Source organism: Ruegeria sp. AB7 (genome assembly GCF_056542625.1).
The window spans coordinates 134182-155448 of the sequence record NZ_JBQGAC010000006.1; the positions used below are offsets into that span (position 1 = coordinate 134182).

The following is a 21267-nucleotide window of genomic DNA, read 5'->3' on the forward strand; positions in this document are numbered from 1 at the left end:
TAATGGGTAGAAAACTGCAATCATTACATCTTTCCCGTAAGTCCCAATCTGTCGAAACATGGAGTCCGGCAGACAGGGTCATTGAACACGTTCAAGCGTCGGGCTTAGTTGAGCCAACGCGTTGACCACGCCAAACAACTCTTTTTCGAATGAAAGCAAGGCATCGGACTTCGCATCCACGATCGGGTAAAGCAGGCCAAACGTCATCCAGCGTTCAGGCGTCACCGGTACAAGTGCTAGTTTGTCCGAATTGGTTTGGGCGACGACCAACTCGTCCGCAACAGTTACACCAGCACCCTCTGCAACAAGCGAGCACGCGAGTTGAGATGCTGCCACTTCGCAAGTTTGCTTTGGTGTGACACCAGCAGAGTGAAAAATATCGTCCAACTGGTCGCGCAACAACAGACCGTGCATCAAGCGTATGATAGTTTCTTCCGCGAGATCACTTGCCGTAATTTCTTCTCGGATGGAAAGAGGATGATCCAATGGTAAGACCGCTTGTGCTCTCACTCTCAACAAAGGTTTAGTGACAATGCCCGGATGATCGACGGGCAAAGCACCAATACCGATATCGTATTCTCGTCCGGCCAACCATTTCCCCGCTTCACGTCTTGCCCGGACATCAAGGTTGATATTGGTGCCGGGGCTGACCTTCATGAATCGCGCTACGGCCGGGGCTGACAGCGACTGCGCAATTCGGGGCATGGTTACAATCCTCAGAGTTTCCGTGCGACCTGCCCGGATTTCGGCAGCGATCCGAGGAACTTCATCAAGGTTGTCCAGGATGCGGCCTGCCTCGCGGTAGAACGCCAACCCTTCGGGTGTCGGGGTCAGATTGCGGCCGCTGCGGTCAAACAGCGTCAGCTTGAGTTCGGCCTCGAGCCCCGAAATCAAGCGGCTGATCGCAGGCTGGCTAAGGTGCAGAATCTCGGATGCGGCAACTAGCGAGCCTTCGGACAATGTTGCGCGAAAGGCGCGTAGGGCCTTGATGTTCATCAATCCATACTTTCAATTTTTGCAAGAGTAGATAACATATTTGCATTTTTTACAATTGATGTTTTCGCGTAATTTGATCCCAAGCGAATTTGGGAGGTTACTCATGAAACGCAGAACGCTTCTTGGTGCTGTTATTGCCGCCATAGCCGTCACCACGACTGCCACCGCAACCTTTGCAGCGGATTGGCCAAAACGACCAATCAACCTGATTGTTCCCTACAAGGCCGGGGGCGGTACTGACGCCTATGCCCGCGCCATCTCGGCCGCGGCGGAAGGCACGCTGGATGTGCCCGTTGTTGTGGTCAACAAGCCGGGGTCGGGCGGCCTGAATGGGGCCAATGCGGTGGTTGGCGCACGGCCCGACGGGTATACTCTGATGATGACATCCGGAGGATCGTTCCTTTTGTCGACGATGACCCGAGATACTGACATTGATGCATTGGAGAGCTTCGATTTTGTCGCTCAGGTAGGACAATTGCAGACGTCGCTTATGGTGCCAGTCAACAGTCCGTATCAGACCGTTCAGGATTTAATTGACGCGGCCAAGGCCAATCCCGGCGAGCTGCGTTGGGCACACTCTGGGCGTGGTGGATTCCACCACGTCGGTGGGTTGGGCTTTCTGGCCAGTAACGGGATTGACGCCCAGGATGTGCCGTTCAAAGGCGGCGGGCCGACCCGGGCTGCCCTGATCGGCGAGCAGGCTGATTTCGGGTTCCTTGGCGTTCAGCAACTTGCTGGTTTTCAAGAGCAATTGAGGGCACTGGCCGTCAACAGTCAGGAGCGGGATGGCATCATGACTGATGTCCCCTCGTTTGGTGAGCTGGGCATTCCATTCGCTGCAGTATCATCCCCAGTGATCGTCTTTGCACCTAAGGGCACACCGGTAGAAGTGATTGCTGCGTTGGAGACCGCGCTGGAAGAAATTGCCGCCAAGCCAGAATTTGCGGAACTCCTTGCCTCACGCGGAACCGGCCCGGTCTACCAGAATGGAGCGGACGCAAAAACAACCCTATCCGCAATGAAAGAGGACGCCACTCCCTTGGTCCAAAGCCTGACCAACTAATGTCCTCATGGTCGGGTGAACAATGGTCACCCGACCCCCTTGTTCATGTTAATATCTCGGAGGAAAGACATGCGTGCCTATGCAGAAGGTCTGGTGCTTGCCCTCATCTCAATCTTTGCAATCTGGGGGGCCTGGCAAGTACCGGCCGCATCTCCGGGCGATACATGGGCCGGGATTGTGCCATTCTCCGCCGCTCTCGCTCTACTTGCTCTGTCCGGTGTTATGGTGTTGAGCGCAACGCGCCAGACGGCGGGTGATACAAGTGACGATCAAGACAGCAACGCGACTTTACAGATCATAGGTCTGTTTATCATCGCTATGCTGTACCAGCAGTCGTTCCGCTGGTTCGGCTACCTGCTGCCGACTGCGACCGTGACGCCGATCGTCCTCTACATTTTCGGCGTACGCAGTCGGATCGGATTGGTTTTGTCGATCGTTCTTTGCCCGCTGGTCTTCCATCTCATCTTTTTTGTCCTGCTGGGTGTGTACCCGCCTTATGGCGAAGTTTTCGACCTTCTCAGCTGGATTCAGGGGTAAAACATCATGGAGATCTTTCCTGCACTTCTGTCGGTGGTGACTGACCCTACATTGCTCTTTGCCATCGTACTTGCAGCGGCGGTTGGGATGGTGGTTGGTGCGACACCTGGCCTGACTGCCTCTGCGGCTATCGCGATGTTGCTTCCAATCACCTTTTATATGTCGCCGATCTTTGCGTTGGCATTTCTGTATGTGATCGGCAAGTCCGGTCGGTACGGCGGCTCGATCGCAGCAATCCTGTTCAACACACCCGGAACAGCGGCCAGTGCAGCGACTCAGATCGATGGCTATCCGTTGGCACGAGCGGGCAAAGCAGGAAAAGCTATGAAAGTGGCGACAATCTCGTCCGTCATCGGCGACCTGATGGGGGATGTCCTGCTGGTCATCGGTGTAGGTTTCATTGCGGCCGTCGCACTGAAACTCGGCCCGCCTGAGACTTTCGCCATCTACTTTGCCGCTTTTGTCGTAATCGGTTCTGTCATTGGCACTTCCATCGTCAAGGGTCTGGTATCGGCCTTGATGGGCATCCTGATCGCCATGGTCGGGCTGGACCCGATTTCGAGCGAAGAGCGCTATACATTCGGATCGTTCGATCTATCCAATGGCATCGGCTTGGTACCCCTGATGATAGGTGTTTTTGTATTGGGCGAAGTATTCGCGCAGCTAGAATCCCGCCGCAAGGCTACCGGAGAGACCAAAGAGAATGAAACCACAGCGGATGGCAACAGCCTGACCTGGGCGGAATACAAACCCTGTCTTCCGCACGCATTGCGTGGTGGGTTCATCGGCGCAGGCATCGGAGTATTGCCCGGCCTGGGATCAGCGATCGCGGCGTTCATCTCTTATGGAGAAGGCAAACGCCGCGCAAACAACTCCGAGATGTGGGGCAAGGGGGCACTAGAAGGCGTTGCCGCACCTGAGGCTGCCAATAATGCTGTGTCCGGTCCATCAATGGCTCCATTGCTGACGCTGGGCATTCCAGGTTCGACCATCGGGGCAATATTGCTGGGCGTTTTCCTGATCCACGGCATTCAGGTTGGTCCGACCTTATTCCTGACGGATAAGGAGCTGGTGTACAAACTTTTTGCATGCGGCATGCTGGGTATTCTGGCTTATGGCTTGATCGGTTACTTCGGCGCCACACGAGTTGCCCGCCTGATCCTGAAGATTCCGACCAATGTGCTGTATCCACTGATCTTCCTAACCGCGTTTGTGGCGGCCTATTCAGCCCGTGGATCGATGTTTGACGTAACCGTCATGACCGTAGCGGGGTTCGCCGGCTGGCTGATGCGGAAATACGACTTCAACGTTGCAGCGTTCGTAATTTCCTTTGTGCTGGCTAAGGGTGCCGAGGAAACCTTTCGCCAATCCCTACTGATGTCCGAAGGCGGCGCACTGATATTTGTCGAACGCCCCATAGCTCTTGTGTTCATCATCGTCGGCTTTGCTGCCATGGCGTTCCGAATCCGAGGTATCGTCAAAGAACGCCGCATCTCTCGTGGAGGGCTCGAAGATGCTTGAATACAGTATCTACCGAGATTGCTTTTCCATCGCCGATATGCGGTCGATCTGGTCTGAGCACGCCACGATATCCGCCTGGCTTAAGGTCGAACAGGTTCTTGCGGCGCATCAAGCTGCGGCTGGTCTAATCCCGATTGAGGCTGCTGAGGCAATTGAGGAGATTTCGATCTGCGATCTGAACCATGAAGAATTGCGGAAAGAGATGATGTTTGTTGGCCGCCCCATCGTAGGACTGGCCAAACAGTTGCGCCAACTATTGCCAGAACACTCGGCCCATGTGCACTATCGTACGACCACGCAGGATGTGATGGACACGGCGTTGGCGATGCAGATGAAACTGGGGCTTGAGCAAATACAAAGCACCCTCGGCGATGTCATGGCTGCGATCGCTCATCATGTTTCCGCCCATCCAGACACAATGATGATGGGAAGAACCAATGGTCAGCATGCTGTGCCCATTCGCCTTGCGACGAAGCTTGAAGTCTGGAGATCTGAACTGGGTCGGCGGTCTGAGGCACTTCAAGAGGCAGCAAAACGTGGATTGAATGTGCAGATTGGTGGCCCCGTCGGAGACTTGCGCGGATATGAAAATGGCATTGGTCGCCAGATTAAACAGGATGTTGCTCATTCACTCGGTCTGAACGTCGTCGAACCGCACTGGCAGAACGCTCGTGACGGTATCGCTGACATCGTCACCGCCCTTGGCTCGCTTTGCGGGACGTTGTGCAAAATCGCCCACAACGTCAATCAACTGTCATCATCCGACATCGGTGAATTCGCCGAAGTTCATGAACCTGGCAAAGGATCGTCTTCAGCGATGACCCACAAACGAAATCAACGCGCATCGGAATTTGGGGAGGCCGTCGCTCGGCTGGGACGCCAACGGGCCGGACAAATAGGTGAACTGACCCATCATGAGCATGAACGATCCGGTGGCGTCTGGATTGGGGAATGGATCGTTGTTCCCGAGGTCTTTCTTTTGACTTCCGGCGCGCTGCATTGGTCGGAACGGATGTTCAAGAGTTTAGTGACCGATACTAACGCGATGGCGCTGCTGGTTTCGTCTTATCGCCCTGTGAATAGTATCTATCATCTAGATAGATCATAACTAAACACATCGCATCCTGACTTGTCGAAGCGTGGCAGAACACAGGAGATGCCACTATGACCAAGAAGATCACAATCATCGGTGCCACAGGCCATTTGGGGCATCGCGTGACCGCGAAACTTGTTGAGAAAGGTGCAGAAGTAACTGCCATCGTGCGTGATCCTGAGGCGGCAAAATCAATGCTTCCCACGCAGGTTCGGCTTATCCAGGGCGACGTGTCGGACTTGGCCAGCCTGAGATCAGCCCTTCACGGCACTGAGACGCTGTACATTACGCTGAATGCCGAATCTCTGGACACCACCGCACCATTCCACACAGAGCGGGAAGGCGTAATTAACATTATCGCGGCAGCAAAAGAGGTCGATGTTCAGCACATCATGCAAATTGCAGGGGTCGACTACGCTTATCCGCAGTTTTCGACCGAGGGCATGGCCTATGGCACCAACGCGATACGCACGGGCGGGATCAATGCCATCAAAGCATCTGGCATTCCTAATACTTTTTTCTTTTGCTCCTTCTTTTTTGGATTCATTGCCCAAGCTATTGATGGACAATCAATTGGCCGTAATCGGAAATCACATTCATCCAATCTGGTTCACCAATCCCAGCGATCTTGAAGAACTCGTCCACAATGCCATCGGTAACGATGCTGCCAAAAACATGGAATTTGCCGTGCAGGGTCAACAGGCCGTCATGTATACCGAAGCGGCCAAAGAATTCCTCGCTTCTTTCGCCCCCGAGGCGGAGGTGGTTGAGTTACCCATGGATGCTCTTGATGAAATGGGGCTGCCGGAAGAGCAGGCCGTTTTCATCGAACACGTTTTGACGTTTGTGCAACAGTTGCGGGAAGAGCAAGTGGACAGAGAAACCCGTGGGATTTTTGGAGCGCCAAAACACACCATTACCTCATTCGCCGAGGAGCTTCGAAATGAGGCTTAAGTCACGTTGGAATTTTGAATAACGGCTTTTTCAGCGAGCAACTCCTTAAGCCTTACCGTCGCTCGACCTATAGGCCTTTCGAAAGACCAGATCATATCCACCGAGCGTTCGGCGTAGTTCTTGGTCTCGAATTGCAGTGGCAGGATTTTTAACGCTCCGGTCTGAACAAAGACGTCCACCGCGTGCAATGGCAGCGCCGACCACCCTAGGCCGGCCTGCACAAGATCAATGGCTTCCGATGCAGTGCTGACCTGCCAAATAGACGACGATGCCTTAAGGATAGCGCTGTTGGGATTATCGGCTTCCTTCAATAATATCTGAAGATGTAGTCGCAATTCTTCCCAAGAGACTGACGACATTTGAGCAAGCGGACCTTCGGGATGGCTGACACACACCAGCCTGAGCGTGCCCAATGCGCAAAAGTCTAGTGCCTGGGGGATGCCCTCAGGTTCCAGAATAACCCCCAAATCCACCACACCATCGACGATCAATCGCTGAATCTCAGCGGCAGTAAAGGCACGTATCTCCACATCGACAGAAGGAAATTCTTCACTGAAGCTGCGAATGATCTCTCCCAGATTGGCCAGTTTGATGTGCGGCGCCATGGCGAGGGTAACGCGGTTTTCCAATGTCATGGACTAGGCATCTGCAACCGCTAGAAAACGGCTGCGCTGTTCCAACAGAATTTCGGCCGGTGAGATCAACGCCTCTCCTGCTTTGGTAAGCGAGGGATATCTTCGGCTGCGATCGAAAAGCTCGACATCCAGATCGACCTCTAGATTGGCGACCAAAGTGCTGATCACCGATTGTGCTTTGTTGCGTTTTCTGGCTGCGGCGGAAAAGGAACCTTCGTTATGGGTAGTAACGAACGCCGCCAACTGCTCGAATGACGCGCGCATCAGAACCCTCTTTCCATCTATCTATTATCAGTATGGTAGGCAGCTTTATGGATCGCAACAACAGTCCGTTACTTGCCCAACGATATGAATTGAGGAGAACTTTCATGAGCTTTGCCGGTCGGATTGTGCACGCGGTGTTGTTCGAGATCTTTGCGCTTATAAGTATTGCCCTAATACTTCCGCTAATCACACATATCGACGCGCAGAAATCACTGATGCTTGGGGTGTTCTTCTCCTTGGCAGCGATGCTTTGGAACGTTGTCTTTAATATCACGTTTGATTGGTCGCATTTCAAACTGGTCAACCAGTCCAATTCGTCTGTTTCGAGTTATCGCAACTGACCAGTGATTACGCCCAATGCGTATGCCTTTATGCTGATGATGGGATTCTCATCATCCGCTAAAGGAACAGATATGGGGAACCATTGGGCCAGTGATCTTCAATCCTGGTCCGTTGAGCGTCGTCAAAGTTCAGGTGTGCGACCTGAGCATTTGTGAACTCTTCTCGCATGGCATGGATTAATCCTGCGGGTTTTATGGCATCGGGAATCTCTGCCGCCTTTTCAACATGGGGCTCGACTGCTGTTTCGCCCAATTTGATCGCCGGTCCGAGCAGTGCGAAGGCAGGATTGATGGACAAAGCTGCGATCGCACCAATGAATTCAGCGATGCCCGCGCCCCATTTCAATCTGACTGGTATTTTGGTGGCTGCAACAGCCTTTGCGTAGGCCTTAACCAGCGTCTCCATGCGCTCGCGCGCCTCTTGTTTGCTGGTTCCTCTCAAAGCTTCGACCGATGTCCAGGCACGCAAGGCGTTGCGGTGTTCCTGCACCTCAGGCATTGCGCAAAGATCAAGCGCGGCCTTGATCTGGTCTTGATGAGAGCGTGTCTTGCCCTCAGCAGTTTCGTGATGTGGAACCAGAAATTCCCAACCAAACGCGCGCAGCAAAGGTTCCTGCTCTGGAGTGTCATCAAGGAAAGCCTGAGGGCCATCATAGGCCGGGATAACTGCGACCTCGGTGAGAGGTATTCCCTTGATCAGCGCCCGGTTCCGTTTGGCATCCACGAAATCCTGAAGAACCCGACGGGTTAGGTGAAACGCAGGCGCATCGAAATCCTCTTCCTTTTGCGCTGCTTCGAATCCGGGCTGTTGCTGAAGATCGGCCACATCCATTTCGGCGTCCGTAGCGATCTTTCGTTTTTTCCACTCCATGTGGTGCGCGTTGTCCCAGGAAACCTCCATCAAACGATCTCTGGGAATCCAGCTTAGTATCTTGTCCTGGCGCACCGGGTTCCATTTTGCAGGCCAGGTCGCTCCTTGCGGTGGCCGGGGGATCACCAGTGTCTCGAAAAGCACCAACTCGGCGACGAAAGCGCTCGGTCGAAGATGATCGCGCACTGACATGGTGCCCCAAAGCTGCGACGAATTGTTCATGGCATTTCTCCTGCAATCGTCTTGCAGATCAGGTTACCATCTTTGTGCACCAACCCAAGATGGTTGCTTGGGTATGCCCAAACAAAGCTGATGTAGCTTATGCAACAGGAATGCGGAAAACTCATCTCGCCGCGCTCGCAATTCCGCGCCACCATTTCTAATAGCGCCCAAAATGCCAAGCGTTGTCGCGAACGACTGGTCAGGCAATGCAGCGGTGCGATAGGACGGTATTTCCTGAAAATCCGGTCGCACCATTCTAGGCCATCAATGTGAATGTCCGCGTAGAGGATATTCATGGCTTCCTAGTCTGATGACCCTCTTCTTCGGCAACACAGTGATTACATCCGCAATGGCGGTGCAAATTCGATGCCAGTTGTACGGCCCTAACCGTTACATACCTGCAGCTACAGCTCCGCCTTGACCGAGAGCCTCGGGTGAGCGGCGATAGCAAAACAAAGGTGATCGTGCCTTCAGGCTTAGCTGGCAGATTTTTGCGGGAATCGGCAATAAATGCTACGATAGCTTTGTTGGCAGGATCGCCGCTGGGTCTCTCCGGCCATCGCGCTTCGTTATTCTTTTTTATTACAACAAGTTCTTTTTTCTGCCGTTCGGCCGGGCGATCCAGGGCTTCTGGCCCAGCGTTTTAGAATGATTTTGAACGGAGGCAGACATGCCCGAAACAGTATTTGAACGCGCGCCAGACGGCGCGATCATTGGACTTCAGCATCATGGCGACCCTCTTGGAGGGCGTTCTACAGGAACCAGTGCGCTGGATGTGGCGCAGGCTTATGCCGCCGAAGTGGCGGGGCTTTACCGGATAAAGCCTGATTTTCTTGACAGGCTCGGCGAGAGTGTTTCAGGCAAGTACAATCGCGAGGAGGGCAGCAAGCTACGGCTGGAAGAAGCCAAGGCAGTACAGTCTTTTCTGGTCTACACATTTCGTCAGACCCATCACGGTGTTCCGGTCTGGGAGCGCGGTCTGACACTGCGCATGGCCGGCCCAGACAATGTGGTCACCGGTTCGTCCTCAAGTGTTGCTGCCGATATCGAACTCAGCAACGCCCCTACTCCGCCTGCTGGCCGCGACAAACAAGCTGGCACGGTTCTGCGCGAAGCTGTGAAAGGGGCCAAGTTCACAAAATTTAAGGTTAATGACACCCGGGACTTTGTCTATCGCTACGACGCAGAACATCGCCTGCCACACAAAGAACCAGGCGAGATCGAAGGGGCCGAGTTAACCCCGCTGCCAGAGATCGGTCGTGTACCAAAGGGCATCAAGGACGGTGAATGGCGTTTCGTAAGCCTTGTACATTTTGGCTGCAAAATTCCCGACTACGGAGAGCTGAACTGGCGAGCGCTGGTTGATTGGGAGACCGGCGCGGTGCTTTACATCCGGCCATTGGTGGGGTGTGTTTCGGGCTACGTCTTCACAGACGACCCGATATCACTTTCAGGAGATTCAGAGCTTGATCCGACGGCCCCGGTTGCGCTTTTGGATGCGCAGCGCGAACTGGTGGCGCTGGAACGGTTGATATTACCGGGCGGTGGCGCACCGGTGGAACTAAGCGGCGAATTGGTGGCGGTACGGGATCTCGACACACCGAACATCGCCCCACCGACTGAAAACGCCGGTGCCGCATCGATCTTTGATTATCCCGCCGACAGCGACGATTTCGCGGCGGTCTGTGCGTACTACAACCATGATTTCCTGTATCGCTTCGTCCAGTCTTTGGGCTTCGATCTGCCCAGCTATTTCGACGGGGTGACCTTCCCAGTGGATGTTGATCACCGCTGGTTCAATCCCATTGCAGGACCGGTGAATGCTCAGGCGCCAGGCAATGCCATAGGCAATGGTGTACTACGCTTTCGTTATGCGCTTGCGGCAAATGGCTCCACAGTCGGCATGGCCACAGACTCGCGCGTATCGGCGCATGAATTCGGGCATGCGGTGCTGTGGGATCATCTCAATTGGCCTAATTTCGGCTTTTGTCATGGCTTTGGTGACGCGCTGGCGGCAATACTTTACGATCCGCAGGGTATCGCGCCAGATCGTTTCCGCACCTTCCCCTTCAGCAACCTGATCACCCGGCGATGGGATCGGTCGGTCGCCTCGGGTTGGGGCTGGGGTGGCACGATGGACGTGGGCGGATATCGGTCGACCGAGATCAATGCCACTACTTTGGGCCGAATCTATCGATCTCTTGGAGGTGATTCCACAGAACTGGACGACAGGCTGCATGCCAGCCGCTACACGATCTATCTGATCCTGCAGGCGGTGCCGCTTTTGGCCGGGATCGTGCCCAACACAGTCGAAGGTTTTTCCCGCGCCTTGCAGGAATCAGACGAGAACACTGCTCAATTCGACGGTGCAGCCGGAGGCTGGGCACACAAAGTGGTACGCTGGGGCTTTGAGAAACAGGCGCTCTACAACGGATCCCCGCCTGATGTTGACGTCTTCATTGATGACGGACGACAGGGTGAATACCCTTGGCACCAACCGGGCAACAATGCTCCCGGCATCTGGAATCGGCACCGTCCTGACGGCGGCACCGACCACGAGACTCCGCACCGCTGCGTCGAGAATTATCTGTATGTCCGGATCGGCAATCGCGGCAACTACCCAGCCCAATCAGTGACTTTGTCATTAGCCCGCGCGACCGAAGGCAAGGGCACCACATGGCCGGATGACTGGGATCCGCTTATCGTAGGCGAACCTATCGGCCAATCAGTGCATTGTGGCGACGAAGTGATCGTCGGCCCGATCCCATGGTGCCCCGAGGACCTGTGCGAGGAATACATTCTTGCCAGCGTGGATACGCCAGAAGACCGCAGCAATGTCGAAACGATCGCAGGCAGTCTGCCTGTCGATCGACTGGCGCTTGGTGACAACAACGTCGCCCTTCGCCGAATGGAGGTGAACCGCGCCGAAGATGACACCCCTTGCTGCGAGGAGGAAGAACCGAAGATGACGTATCGTTACGCTGTCAAGTTCGTCTGCGGCTGTTCCAAGGGCCGCATTTTGTCCCAGGGCCGCTATCACACAGCAATCAACATCGGAAACGGCAGCGGCGATGCTGTGCGTTTTCGTAAACGGGTGTCGTCGGCCTTGCCAAACGAAAAACCGGGCAATGTCTCGGCCAGAACGAAAAACAAACTCGGTCCCTGGGAATCGATGGAGATCGATTGCGAGGATGTGGCACGACACCTGCGGGTGGCCGAATGCTGTTTCCTGAAAGGGTTTGTCTTTATCGACAGCGAAACACCGCTGGACGTGGTCGCGGTATACACCGCTGCCCATGGTGAAGGCGAAGTGGAAACCATCGATGTCGAACCAGTCGTGCCTCGGCTGATCAAAAAGGTACTGCCCCCGCCACCGCCACCTCCGCCGCCGCCTCCACCCGAGGACAAGCCGGACCTGATCCCGGTGCAGCCCTTCCCTCCCGGCCCGCCACCCTTCCCGGCTTGGTATTGTGAGGAGCCGCGCAAGTTGAGGATCATCGTGCGTAACATTGGTGCAGGGGCTGCCGGGCCTTCGACCACGCGGGTCGATTTCTTCCAGAGCGGCGTGGTGGTCGATCTGCCGACACCGGCACTGGGGCCAAACGGGGATGAGACCACGCTATCGCTCGAATTCCCGGACGAGGTCAAAGGTGGCGAGCAGATCCCCTTCAAGATCACCGTCAATGCCAATCCGGCCGATGGTGTGACGGAGACAGACACCACCAACAACAGCGACTCTTCCTCCTGCGGCCTGGCCAGCTAAAGCAAACTGGGGGTGGCCCGGGCCATTATCGGCCCGGGCTGCGCGATCTAGAGGTGCCGGTCGCTAGGCTGAATCATGATCGTGATTGCGCTCTACATACAGGAGGGCAATTTGCTTCAACGACACCAAGATGGGACCGCCCTGTCTGATCCCAAAGTCAGACCTCAAGCTGCGATTTAACTTTACTTTTCCACCGCTTCCCAAGGGGCGACAGGGTCGCCGCAGCCTAGTAACTATCTCTTCTCCGTTGCGCATCCTTGATAAGAGCAGCAAGCCGATAGAAACCGTGGGCCATCTTGGTGTAGGGCGTCAGCAGGAAGAATGTCAGGACCGATCCAAGATGAATAGCAAGCAACGCGGGCATCAAAGCCGTTGATCCGAAAGCGTAAAGAGCAAGTCCGCTAAAACCGACGAATCCCAGCAACAGGATGAAACCGATATCGCCGCCCCATGCCGAAGCATCACCGAGATTGCGATCGGACCTTTGCTTGAGAATTGCCATGGCGCAGCAACCCACTGTCAACAACACACCGCCGGAGATTCCGAATAGTTTGGGCAAAGACCAGAACCCGTACGGCGCATGCATTCCAAAGCCATAATGCATAACCGTTGCAATCGAGGTCGACGCGAAGCAAAGCAGGAAGCCATACATGATCGCGTGGTGAATATGACGTCGCGCCTGACTGAACCGGTCTTCGTCTTCAAAATTACAGCCTTCACCATGACCTGCGGCAAGATCCTGCATTTTACCCGCTCGTTTGAAGGCGGCCAGCAGGTCCGCCATTTTGATGGGTTTTCCCCCCACCTCGGCCCAATAGCGCCTTAGGCTGATGGCAATGCTAAAGAGTGGCAGCAAGAATGCCGGAGCAAAAATCGCAACCATCGCATTATGCGACAGAACGGCATAAAACCCGTCCCCTCCGCTGGAACCTATCGCGCGAATTGCCCAGAACAACAGGGCAAATCCGACCACAAGTGCCAGCGCAATCGCCCCGCCATGGGTGTGAAATCGGCGCGCCAACGGCTGCGGCCATGCGAAGCTTTCCCAGCTGTCCCTCCGCACCTCGGCCAGAGCCTTCGGCAAATTCAGGTCGAACTCGTGCGGGACTGTGTACTGGCAGGCGTAGTAGCAGCCGCGGCAGTTGTGGCACAGGTTGGCCAGTTGCGTGATGTCCCCATCCGAGAACGCGCGTTCCGCATGAAGCGACGGAAAGACCGAGCAATAGCCCTCGCAATAGCGGCAGGCGTTGCAAATTTCAGCCTGACGGCGGGCTTCCTGTATCAATTCAATTTGCATAAGCGGCGGCCTCACGTCCTGCGATGCGTCCAAAGACGGTTCCGATGGTCATGCCGAAACCGGCTAGATAGCCTTGCCCAAGGATCGAGCCCGCCATGGTTTCGCCAGCCGCCCACATGTTTTTGATCTTGCCGTCGGCGCTCGAACATTGCGCGGCGTCGTCGACTTTGAGGCCCAAATAGGTGAAGGTTACGCCCGTACGCAGCGAATAACCGTAAAATGGCGGCTCGGTGATCGGACGCGCCCAGTTGGTCTTGGGCGGGTTCAAGCCAGATGTTGAAACGCCGTCCAGCTCTGTCGGATGAAAGGCGCTGGTGTCTCCGCAGGCGGCGTTGAATTCAGCGATTGTTGCGGTCAACTTTTCGGCAGGCAGGCCCATCATCCCGGCCAGTTCTTCCAACGTATCTGCCTTCAGCGGTGGAAACACCGACGGCATGAACAGATTCAACGAATTGGCGTCGATGATCACATAGCCAACTTGATCTGGTTGGGCTGCCACCAAGCGCCCCCAGATTGCATAGCGCTTGGGCCAGACATCCTCGCCCTCATCGTAGAAGCGCTCGGCATCCTTGTTCACGACGATCGAAAACGGCACACAATCCAGACGGGTGACAATACCACCGTCAAATTTCGGTGCACGCCCATCGATAGCAACGGCGTGGCATTGGGTCGGGTCGCCAACACTCTCGACGCCTTGATCCAGAAGATCAGCCAGGACCACGCCTCGGTTATAAGGAGTGCCTCGGATCAGAAAGTTTTTTGCAGGCTCACCCCATGCACGGGTCAGCCAATCCGTATCGGCCTGAAACCCGCCCGAGGCGACGATGACTGCCTTTGGCATTATCCGGTGGTTTTGACCTTCATAGGTATAGTCGACCCATTCGATCCGATCCCCGTTCAGCTCCAAATGCGTGACGGCGGCTTCATACAAAACATCGATACCCAAACCCGCCGCAGTTCGGTAATAAGCATTCACCAGAGACTTCCCGCCTCCCATAAAAAAGGCATTTGTCCGTGCCAAAGAAAGTGTTCCGGAAAGAGAGGGTTGAAACCTGACACCGTGCTCTTCCATCCATGGCAGGCATTCCTCGGAAGTGCGGATCGCAAGGCGGGCCAGATGCTCGTCAGTTTTGCCGCCGGTGACCTTCATCAAGTCCGCGAGATATTCGTCTTCGCTATACTCTTCGATCAACGGGCCCAAAGGGCCACCATGCATGCAGCGAAAATTGCGCGTATGGCGCGAGTTTCCTCCGCGATAGGGTTTTGGCGCGGTTTCCAGTATCAGAACGCGGGCACCGGCTTCGGCGGCGGTTATCGCGGCGCATAAAGCAGCGTTCCCGCCACCGATCACAGCGATATCGTAAGCTTCCTTTTGGGTGGCCATATCCTGTCTACCTAGTGATTTTCGTCGGTTGTCCGATCGCGTTCCTGCAACGCCCGGATACGCATTCGTTGTGCGGCCTGAATATGCCCGCGCATTTCTGTCTCGGCCGCCGCGCCATCACGTGCCTTCAGCGCGGCCATGATACGCCGATGTTCAGCGACTGCCGCTTCGGCCCGATCTCCGTCCAACAATTGCGACGGCCCAAGGATCAGCAGCGCCTTCTGCAAGGACAACATGGATTTCGCGAGAAAACGGTTCTTGGCTGCATCCAAAAGTGTGGCATGAAATATCCGGTTGATCCGAGCCGCGTCTGGACCTGTGCCAGCCTCGGCCAAGCGATCATTCAAAACGTCCAACTCGTCCAATTCGACATCCGACGCCGCACGCGCTGCTAGACGCGCCGCAGTGCCCTCGAGCACTGCGCGCATCTCATAGAGTTCCATCACCTCGGCGTAATCCAGACTGCGGACGGTCGCGCCCTGCCGCGGTACATGCGTGACCAGGCCGTCGGTCTCCAGCTGCCGGATCGCCTCGCGCACCGGTGTTCGGCTGACACCCAACCGTTCAGACAGCTCAATCTCGCGCAGGCGCTCGCCGGGCAGAAGGGTGCCCTCGCGAATCTCATCCAACAGGCGTTGATACGCCGAATTGCCTTGCGGGCCAGGCTGTAAGGGGTCGTCCTGAATGGTCATCGCGTGCTCACTTGTCTTCTTGAGTCCAATTGTATACATTTGGATACATAGTGAGTCAATATAGTCGGAAGCTGCACTTTGCCCACCCAGAACAAAACACCTTCTCTCCTCGCAAAGCGGGCCCTAACACTGGGCTTGGCACTTCTTGGCACAGGGCTATTCTGGGCGTTGGATCTGCCATTGCCTTTTCTGTTCGGCCCGATGAGCGCGTGTCTGGTCGCGGCTCTGGCTCATGCTCCAATGGAAGGCTTTGGTCAGGTCTCGATTGCGGCGCGCACCATACTCGGCGTGGCCGTAGGGGCTTCGATTACCCCAGCCCTATTTGCAGAACTGCCGAAGATGGCAGCGTCGATTGCACTGATCCCGTTCTTTATCCTGCTGATCGCGCTGGTCGGAGTGCCATTCTTCCGCAAGGTCTGGGGCTTTGATACCACGACCGCGTTTTACGCGGCCATGCCCGGCGGATTGCAGGATATGATCATCTTCGGGGCCGAGGCTGGCGCTAACCCGCGAACGCTGTCCCTGATCCACGGAACCCGCGTTCTGATTATTGTAACGCTGGCCCCGCTGTTTCTTACGGTGTTTTACGACGCCCAACTCACCAACCCAATCGGAGAGCCCGCGCGCAACCTGCCGATACATGAATTGGCGCTGATGGTTCTTGCTGCCTTTGTCGGCTGGAAAGGCGGTGAGCGGATCGGCTTGTTCGGGGCGTCGATTCTAGGGCCAATGATCCTGACGGCTGCGTTGTCACTGGGCGACTTCATTCACACCCGACCGCCTCGCGAGGCCATCCTTGCAGCTCAGTTCTTTATCGGCTGCGGTATCGGCGTGAAATTCGTAGGTGTCACATGGGTCGAACTACGCCGTGTGGTAGCGGCGGGATTCGCCTATGTCATTGTCCTCGCCGTTCTGGCAGCCGCATTCACCGCCGTTGTCACCACCTTGGGGCTGGGGCAACCGGTCGAGGCATTTTTGGCCTTTGCCCCCGGCGGGCAGGCAGAAATGACAGTTCTGGCCATCGTCTCAGGCGCGGATCTGGGCTTTGTGATCACGCATCATCTGACAAGGATCGTGTTGGTAATCATCGGTGCGCCGATAGCGGCCAACCTTATCCTGCGCTGGTCCAAACCTCGGGGTTGATCATGTGAACCGGAGCGCCTGCAGCGTAGGCGTTCACTTGATCGAAAATGTCCGAAAATTGCAGATCGAACTCATCCTCGGTCACAAAGCCGATATGCGGCGTCGCAATCAGATTTGGATGCGAAAGCAAGGGGTCTTTCGGATCATTGAGGGGTTCGGAATCGAAGACATCGATTGCGGCCTTCCCGGGATGACCGGCATTCAGCGCCCCAAGCAATGCCCCTTTTGCAATAAGGCCAGCACGAGATGTATTCACAAACAGTGATCCCGGCTTCATGTGCGCGAAGTCTGACGCAGTAATGATGCCGTTTGTGCCTGGCTTTAGGCGTACATGGATCGAGACAACATCGCTGTTGGCAAAGAAAGCTTCGCGGTTCGCGGCGACCTGAACACCATCTGCCTGCGCCCGAACCCGACCTTCATCTGAGGACCACCAGACTACATTCATTCCAAATGCCTCGGCGTAGCCCGCGACAGCGCGTGCGATACGGCCATAGCCGTACAGTCCCAGCTGCCGCCCTCTCAGCGTCTTGCCAACTCCGGCCTGCCACCGCCCCGCTTTGACCGAGGCCATCTGCGCCGGTAAATCGCGCATCCCGGCCATGATCAGCGCCCAAGTGAGTTCGGCTGCAGCATATGAAGGCGTTCCACCATGCATGTTTGAACACAGCAGAACACCGTTGTCCGAACATGCCTGCACATCAACGTGCGGATACACGCTGCGCTGACTTATCAATCTCAGGTTCGGCAGCTTTTCGATCAACTCGCGGGTAACTTTGGTGCGTTCGCGAAACAGAACCAACGCTTCGGCCTCCTGCAACCGTGCCGCCAATTCATCGGTATCCTCGACATGATCTGTCCAGATCTTCACTTCGTGGTCGGATAGCTTCCCAAAACAAGGCAAGCCATTCAGTGTATCAAACCAATCATCCAGAATGTGAACCTTCATCGACTTTCCACACCCTGCCCGGTGTTCAGTTTTCTTGGCGTCGGCACAAAATGCAGCGTATCGAGTGCTGCAAGCGCATTGCGGACCCGCTCGCTTTGATCCAGCAAATGGTTGAACTGCTCATCGCACCCGGCGATCGGTGTTGGGTATTCCGCGATGTCCCGCCGCAGGACCGACTGCGCCAGCCTTAGTTCCTGACGCGCAATATCGAGGCATTCAGAATAATTGTTCATCGTGGCACCTTCATATTGTATACCTTAGTATACATAACGGAGATCTCAGTTTCAACTGCCGCTCCACACAGATCCGGGTATGTAAACATGCCCATCTGCAAGCTTTCGCGCAGTCCGCACCAGACCAGCAGAGTTTACGTTGAAGTACCCGTCATTCGAGAAGTCCACCAGCACATCAATCTTCCCAGAAGCGTGTTCCAGCACAACTTCAGCCGGGCTTGCCTTAGGTCGGTCCAACAACCCATCAGCGACGGTTCCGGGCGTCAAAGCACAAGACGCCATGCACTGCGCACCCGTAACGGCCATTGTCGGGTGAGTTTTCCATGGCATGAAATACCGAACTGCAAGGGTTCCGCCCTCTTTGGCTGGTGCCAACAGCCCGAATTTGGGGGTTACCGATTTCGATACATCCCCCATACCCATCAGTTCCCCGGCTTCGATCCGAACTGCCTCCATCCGGGCAAAGAAAGAGCGGTTGGCGTCCAGTTCTTCCGCGCTTTCATACCCAGTTAGTCCAAAATCGGTGGCGCGGGCCATAGCCATAGGCATCGCGACATCCATACAGGTCAGTTCGACCCCATGCACCGTATCGCGCAGATTTCCGGTGGGCAGAAATGCACCTGTTGCCGAACCCACAACTCCCATAAAACTCAGTTGTACCGGTGCAGATTGCCCAGGAACTCCGGCAATCTCGGCATCGCCCTCATAGGCCAGTTCACCACCCGGGGTCTGCACTTTGGCAACCACTCGCGCACCCGTATTAACTGCGCGTATCCGGACCACGGTCTCATCGCCTTGAGGCTGAAACAAACCCATTTCAATTGCGGCCGGAGCGACGCCGGAAAGAATGTTTCCGCAAGTTGGCTTGAAGTCGACCAGCTTTTCCTCAACCGAAACCTGCGCGAAGAAATAATCGATATCGGCCCACTCATCATCGCTGACAGATAGCATGGCTACCTTGGTCGTCACAGCAGTACCGCCACCGATTCCGTCAATGTTAAACGCCTGCCCAGCCCCTAGGGCAGCGACCAGCACATCAGCCAACGTGCCCATATCCACGGGCAGGTCAGAGCGACGAAAATAGGGCCCCCGCGAAGTGCCGCCACGCATAAAAATATACGGGATTGCTGTCTGGGTCATCTCGAACCCCTCCTCTACAAACCGTCAAAAACTGTTGTGTTTTCAGCTTTGTCCGACCTGTCTGCTTCGCAGGCCGGACCTCAGTGGAGCATTCATTTCAGTGGCCATGGCAGGCTCACCATGTCTTGCAACAGTCCCGGTGGGAAATCCCGGTTCAGAGCGCCTGCCATGATGCACATGAAACCGATGCCGCAGGCTGTCAGGATCAGCGTCATCTGCCAGCTTGAACCGGCTCGAATGCGGAAGAAGGCAATCAGAAACCCGATCAGGGCTAGGATGAAACCAACAACCCACGTTGCCGCGATAAGACCTGCAAACCACGCCAACGTCGACCAAAGCCCATGCGGAGCGCTCGCATCTTCACCGGCAATTTCCTTATCGGCAAAGATTGCATCACCCTCGGGTCTCCGCATCATCTGGATCAGCAGGATCACGCAGCAGAACAAGGACACACCGCCGATCACCAACGGGATGATCTTGTCGGTCATGTTGTAGTCTGGGATCATGTTGGCGTTGATCAATGCCGCGATTAGGTAGGCCATGATCACCAGCAGGAAGATCAACGGCGCGCGCTTGCTGCCAGACTGGACTTCACCTTCGGCCATGATCATCTTAGCCTGCCGAATTCCTAAAATGACCGAAGCCACAGTGACCAAGATCAGAACAATCACGATCGGGCTGAAGACATACTCCATGCCCTCACCAAAGCTTTTGCGGAACCGGAATGAGGCGATCTGGAACGCCTGATTGGTAAACTTCTCAACCGGGTTCGACAGCACGAACCCAATAAGAAAGGCCGGACGCGACCAATCGAACCGGCGCAGGAAGATCCCGATCAGGCCGATCACGAACAGCGCCAGAAGGTCTTCGAAGTTCTGACCGGACTGGAAGGCTGCAAAGCTGATCAGCATAAACAGGAAAGGTGCCAGATAGGTGAAGCGGATCGTTGTCAGCTTGGCGATGCCTCCGGAAGCCGCGATGCACAGGATGGTGCCCACGACGTTAGCAAGCGCCAAAAGCCAAACGATCGAATAGGTGATGTCGAGATTGTCCTTGAGCATGCTTGGACCGACCTCGATGTCGCCAGACCCCAACAGAGCCACTGCGCCGATGAAGATCGCCATCGAGCCCGAGCCGGGAATGCCGAACAGTAGCGTAGGCACCAGCCCGCCGCCCTCCTTGGCGTTGTTTGAGCTTTCCGGCCCGATGACGCCACGCACTTCGCCCTTGCCGAAGTTGCTTTTATCTTTGGTCGATTGAACCGAATGGCCGTAAGCGATCCAGTCGACGACCGAACCGCCTAGGCCGGGAATGACGCCAACGACCACCCCGATGATCGAGCAGCGAACAGACAGCCAGATATTCGCGGCCCAGTCTTTGACGCCGTCCAGCCAACCCGCCCCCAGCGAAGCCCCTTTGGCAATCGATCGATCCTGCCGCAGCAGCGAGACGATTTCGGGAACGGCAAAGATGCCCAATCCAACGATGACCAGCTTCAAACCATCTGTCAGATACGGAATGTCATAGGTTGCCATACGGAGCGAACCGCCAGCGTCCGCCTCACCAATTGTGCCAACCATCAACCCAAGCCCAGCAGCTGCGACGCCCTTTAAGGGGATGCGCCCAGCCAGAATGGCAACCATGGAAAGGCCGAGGATGGTGATCATCAACATCTCTGGTAGACCAAACGCCAGAACGATGGGCCGCGCGACCAGAATGAACATTGTTAGGAAGGTTGCGCCGACCAAACCGCCAAACAGCGATGAAGCGAACGCGGCAGATAGCGCCCGCGCAGCCTCACCCTTCTTCGCCATTGGGAAGCCGTCCAGGACAGTTGCCTGAGAGGCGGAACTGCCGGGGATCCCCATAAGAACAGAAGCAAAGGTGTCAGAGGTCGGAACAACGGCGACCATCCCGATCATCAGCGCCAAACCAAGGATTGGGTCCATCCCGAACATGAAAGGCAGCAACAGGGACAAACCGGCAATACCGCCAAGTCCCGGGAAAACACCTACGGCCAGTCCCATAACGACACCGAGAACAAGATATCCCAGTACGATAGGTTGCAGGATCAAACCCCACGCATCATTGAGCGCAGGAAGAGCGGTGGCGAAAACCTCCATAGCGGCCGCCTTTCATATACTGTCTTGTGTTTAAAAAAGCGCGCAC

General features: G+C 55.6%; 21 protein-coding genes. 9 read left to right on the forward strand and 12 right to left on the reverse strand.

Annotated elements, in window-relative coordinates; translation table 11 throughout:
• Positions 1–78: 78 nt before the first annotated feature.
• Entirely contained in the window at positions 79–996 is a 918-nt protein-coding gene (locus ACR0EN_RS16005; protein WP_480587707.1) for a LysR family transcriptional regulator, read from the reverse strand.
• Between the two features lie 103 nt (positions 997–1099).
• On the opposite strand from ACR0EN_RS16005, the gene ACR0EN_RS16010 reads away from it, so the two are divergent.
• The 6 genes from ACR0EN_RS16010 to ACR0EN_RS16035 all read left to right on the forward strand — a co-directional run bounded on the left by ACR0EN_RS16010 (position 1100) and on the right by ACR0EN_RS16035 (position 6164).
• Positions 1100–2059 (forward strand): tripartite tricarboxylate transporter substrate binding protein, encoded by a 960-nt coding sequence (locus ACR0EN_RS16010; RefSeq protein ID WP_480587710.1) that lies wholly within the window; start codon positions 1100–1102, stop codon positions 2057–2059.
• Positions 2060–2128: 69 nt separating this feature from the next.
• Positions 2129–2596 (forward strand): tripartite tricarboxylate transporter TctB family protein, encoded by a 468-nt coding sequence (locus tag ACR0EN_RS16015; protein ID WP_480587713.1) that lies wholly within the window; start codon positions 2129–2131, stop codon positions 2594–2596.
• A 6-nt stretch (positions 2597–2602) separates the two neighbouring features.
• On the forward strand, positions 2603–4117 hold the full coding sequence (locus ACR0EN_RS16020; protein ID WP_480587716.1) for a tripartite tricarboxylate transporter permease: 1515 nt from the start codon (positions 2603–2605) through the stop codon (positions 4115–4117).
• A complete protein-coding gene (locus ACR0EN_RS16025) occupies positions 4110–5225 on the forward strand; it encodes a lyase family protein (RefSeq protein ID WP_480587719.1) in 1116 nt (371 codons plus the stop codon). Before ACR0EN_RS16020 ends, ACR0EN_RS16025 begins: the two co-directional genes overlap by 8 nt.
• 56 nt (positions 5226–5281) lie before the next feature.
• Positions 5282–5842: an SDR family oxidoreductase gene (locus tag ACR0EN_RS16030; RefSeq protein WP_480587721.1), complete on the forward strand. Its 561-nt coding sequence runs from the start codon at positions 5282–5284 to the stop codon at positions 5840–5842.
• On the forward strand, positions 5784–6164 hold the full coding sequence (locus ACR0EN_RS16035) for a hypothetical protein (RefSeq protein ID WP_480587724.1): 381 nt from the start codon (positions 5784–5786) through the stop codon (positions 6162–6164). Before ACR0EN_RS16030 ends, ACR0EN_RS16035 begins: the two co-directional genes overlap by 59 nt.
• Here the strand turns inward: ACR0EN_RS16035 and ACR0EN_RS16040 are convergent.
• Together ACR0EN_RS16040 and ACR0EN_RS16045 are read right to left on the reverse strand one after the other, a co-directional pair.
• Complete coding sequence (locus tag ACR0EN_RS16040; protein WP_480587727.1) at positions 6161–6799, reverse strand: substrate-binding domain-containing protein; 639 nt, start codon at positions 6797–6799, stop codon at positions 6161–6163. The two genes, ACR0EN_RS16035 and ACR0EN_RS16040, sit on opposite strands and share 4 nt — an antisense overlap.
• A 3-nt stretch (positions 6800–6802) precedes the next feature.
• A complete protein-coding gene (locus ACR0EN_RS16045; RefSeq protein ID WP_170424995.1) occupies positions 6803–7063 on the reverse strand; it encodes a helix-turn-helix domain-containing protein in 261 nt (86 codons plus the stop codon).
• A 104-nt stretch (positions 7064–7167) separates the two neighbouring features.
• Between ACR0EN_RS16045 and ACR0EN_RS16050 the strand changes: the two genes are divergently transcribed.
• Complete coding sequence (locus ACR0EN_RS16050) at positions 7168–7404, forward strand: PACE efflux transporter (RefSeq protein WP_170597533.1); 237 nt, start codon at positions 7168–7170, stop codon at positions 7402–7404.
• A gap of 58 nt (positions 7405–7462) precedes the next feature.
• On the opposite strand, the gene ACR0EN_RS16055 is transcribed toward ACR0EN_RS16050, so the two are convergent.
• Both ACR0EN_RS16055 and ACR0EN_RS16060 read right to left on the reverse strand, forming a co-directional pair.
• The gene (locus tag ACR0EN_RS16055; protein ID WP_480587731.1) at positions 7463–8497 is read right to left on the reverse strand and encodes a hypothetical protein; all 1035 of its coding nucleotides are present in this window, start codon (positions 8495–8497) and stop codon (positions 7463–7465) included.
• On the reverse strand, positions 8494–8793 hold the full coding sequence (locus ACR0EN_RS16060; protein WP_480587736.1) for a hypothetical protein: 300 nt from the start codon (positions 8791–8793) through the stop codon (positions 8494–8496). The genes ACR0EN_RS16055 and ACR0EN_RS16060 overlap by 4 nt, the downstream gene beginning before the upstream one ends.
• A 374-nt stretch (positions 8794–9167) precedes the next feature.
• Here ACR0EN_RS16060 and ACR0EN_RS16065 point away from each other — a divergent pair, with 374 nt between their 5' ends.
• Positions 9168–12260, forward strand: a complete 3093-nt coding sequence (locus ACR0EN_RS16065; protein ID WP_480587739.1) for a hypothetical protein — start codon at positions 9168–9170, stop codon at positions 12258–12260.
• A 226-nt stretch (positions 12261–12486) separates the two neighbouring features.
• On the opposite strand, the gene tcuB is transcribed toward ACR0EN_RS16065, so the two are convergent.
• The 3 genes from tcuB to ACR0EN_RS16080 are packed head-to-tail and all read right to left on the reverse strand — an operon-like array spanning position 12487 to position 15633.
• Positions 12487–13557 (reverse strand): tricarballylate utilization 4Fe-4S protein TcuB, encoded by a 1071-nt coding sequence (gene tcuB / locus ACR0EN_RS16070; protein ID WP_480587742.1) that lies wholly within the window; start codon positions 13555–13557, stop codon positions 12487–12489.
• A complete protein-coding gene (gene tcuA / locus ACR0EN_RS16075; RefSeq protein ID WP_170818920.1) occupies positions 13547–14941 on the reverse strand; it encodes an FAD-dependent tricarballylate dehydrogenase TcuA in 1395 nt (464 codons plus the stop codon). Before tcuA ends, tcuB begins: the two co-directional genes overlap by 11 nt.
• Positions 14942–14952: 11 nt before the next feature.
• A complete protein-coding gene (locus ACR0EN_RS16080; protein WP_170392730.1) occupies positions 14953–15633 on the reverse strand; it encodes a GntR family transcriptional regulator in 681 nt (226 codons plus the stop codon).
• 78 nt (positions 15634–15711) lie between these two features.
• Here ACR0EN_RS16080 and ACR0EN_RS16085 point away from each other — a divergent pair, with 78 nt between their 5' ends.
• Positions 15712–16776: an AbrB family transcriptional regulator gene (locus tag ACR0EN_RS16085; RefSeq protein ID WP_170818921.1), complete on the forward strand. Its 1065-nt coding sequence runs from the start codon at positions 15712–15714 to the stop codon at positions 16774–16776.
• On the opposite strand, the gene ACR0EN_RS16090 is transcribed toward ACR0EN_RS16085, so the two are convergent.
• The 4 genes from ACR0EN_RS16090 to ACR0EN_RS16105 all read right to left on the reverse strand — a co-directional run bounded on the left by ACR0EN_RS16090 (position 16745) and on the right by ACR0EN_RS16105 (position 21221).
• The gene (locus ACR0EN_RS16090) at positions 16745–17725 is read right to left on the reverse strand and encodes a D-2-hydroxyacid dehydrogenase family protein (RefSeq protein ID WP_170508599.1); all 981 of its coding nucleotides are present in this window, start codon (positions 17723–17725) and stop codon (positions 16745–16747) included. The two genes, ACR0EN_RS16085 and ACR0EN_RS16090, sit on opposite strands and share 32 nt — an antisense overlap.
• Positions 17722–17958 carry a hypothetical protein gene (locus ACR0EN_RS16095; protein ID WP_170391780.1) on the reverse strand — a complete coding sequence of 79 codons (237 nt, stop codon included), beginning with the start codon at positions 17956–17958 and terminating at the stop codon, positions 17722–17724. Before ACR0EN_RS16095 ends, ACR0EN_RS16090 begins: the two co-directional genes overlap by 4 nt.
• 51 nt (positions 17959–18009) lie before the next feature.
• Positions 18010–19098 (reverse strand): 4-oxalomesaconate tautomerase, encoded by a 1089-nt coding sequence (locus ACR0EN_RS16100; RefSeq protein ID WP_170818922.1) that lies wholly within the window; start codon positions 19096–19098, stop codon positions 18010–18012.
• Positions 19099–19190: 92 nt separating this feature from the next.
• On the reverse strand, positions 19191–21221 hold the full coding sequence (locus tag ACR0EN_RS16105) for a tripartite tricarboxylate transporter permease (RefSeq protein ID WP_170513284.1): 2031 nt from the start codon (positions 21219–21221) through the stop codon (positions 19191–19193).
• Between the last annotated feature and the right edge of the window lie 46 nt (positions 21222–21267).

Excerpts from the sequence above, each read along its gene's own strand:
- tcuB (WP_480587742.1), bottom strand. The coding sequence starts at position 13,557 with ATGCAAATTGAATTGATACAGGAAGCCCGCCGTCAGGCTGAAATTTGC.
- ACR0EN_RS16010 (WP_480587710.1), top strand. The coding sequence starts at position 1,100 with ATGAAACGCAGAACGCTTCTTGGTGCTGTTATTGCCGCCATAGCCGTC.
- ACR0EN_RS16020 (WP_480587716.1), top strand. The coding sequence starts at position 2,603 with ATGGAGATCTTTCCTGCACTTCTGTCGGTGGTGACTGACCCTACATTG.
- ACR0EN_RS16105 (WP_170513284.1), bottom strand. The coding sequence starts at position 21,221 with ATGGAGGTTTTCGCCACCGCTCTTCCTGCGCTCAATGATGCGTGGGGT.
- ACR0EN_RS16095 (WP_170391780.1), bottom strand. The coding sequence starts at position 17,958 with ATGAACAATTATTCTGAATGCCTCGATATTGCGCGTCAGGAACTAAGG.
- ACR0EN_RS16090 (WP_170508599.1), bottom strand. The coding sequence starts at position 17,725 with ATGAAGGTTCACATTCTGGATGATTGGTTTGATACACTGAATGGCTTG.
- ACR0EN_RS16025 (WP_480587719.1), top strand. The coding sequence starts at position 4,110 with ATGCTTGAATACAGTATCTACCGAGATTGCTTTTCCATCGCCGATATG.
- ACR0EN_RS16040 (WP_480587727.1), bottom strand. The coding sequence starts at position 6,799 with ATGACATTGGAAAACCGCGTTACCCTCGCCATGGCGCCGCACATCAAA.
- ACR0EN_RS16050 (WP_170597533.1), top strand. The coding sequence starts at position 7,168 with ATGAGCTTTGCCGGTCGGATTGTGCACGCGGTGTTGTTCGAGATCTTT.
- ACR0EN_RS16065 (WP_480587739.1), top strand. The coding sequence starts at position 9,168 with ATGCCCGAAACAGTATTTGAACGCGCGCCAGACGGCGCGATCATTGGA.
- ACR0EN_RS16060 (WP_480587736.1), bottom strand. The coding sequence starts at position 8,793 with ATGAATATCCTCTACGCGGACATTCACATTGATGGCCTAGAATGGTGC.
- ACR0EN_RS16015 (WP_480587713.1), top strand. The coding sequence starts at position 2,129 with ATGCGTGCCTATGCAGAAGGTCTGGTGCTTGCCCTCATCTCAATCTTT.
- ACR0EN_RS16080 (WP_170392730.1), bottom strand. The coding sequence starts at position 15,633 with ATGACCATTCAGGACGACCCCTTACAGCCTGGCCCGCAAGGCAATTCG.
- ACR0EN_RS16030 (WP_480587721.1), top strand. The coding sequence starts at position 5,282 with ATGACCAAGAAGATCACAATCATCGGTGCCACAGGCCATTTGGGGCAT.
- ACR0EN_RS16005 (WP_480587707.1), bottom strand. The coding sequence starts at position 996 with ATGAACATCAAGGCCCTACGCGCCTTTCGCGCAACATTGTCCGAAGGC.
- ACR0EN_RS16055 (WP_480587731.1), bottom strand. The coding sequence starts at position 8,497 with ATGAACAATTCGTCGCAGCTTTGGGGCACCATGTCAGTGCGCGATCAT.
- tcuA (WP_170818920.1), bottom strand. The coding sequence starts at position 14,941 with ATGGCCACCCAAAAGGAAGCTTACGATATCGCTGTGATCGGTGGCGGG.
- ACR0EN_RS16045 (WP_170424995.1), bottom strand. The coding sequence starts at position 7,063 with ATGCGCGCGTCATTCGAGCAGTTGGCGGCGTTCGTTACTACCCATAAC.
- ACR0EN_RS16100 (WP_170818922.1), bottom strand. The coding sequence starts at position 19,098 with ATGACCCAGACAGCAATCCCGTATATTTTTATGCGTGGCGGCACTTCG.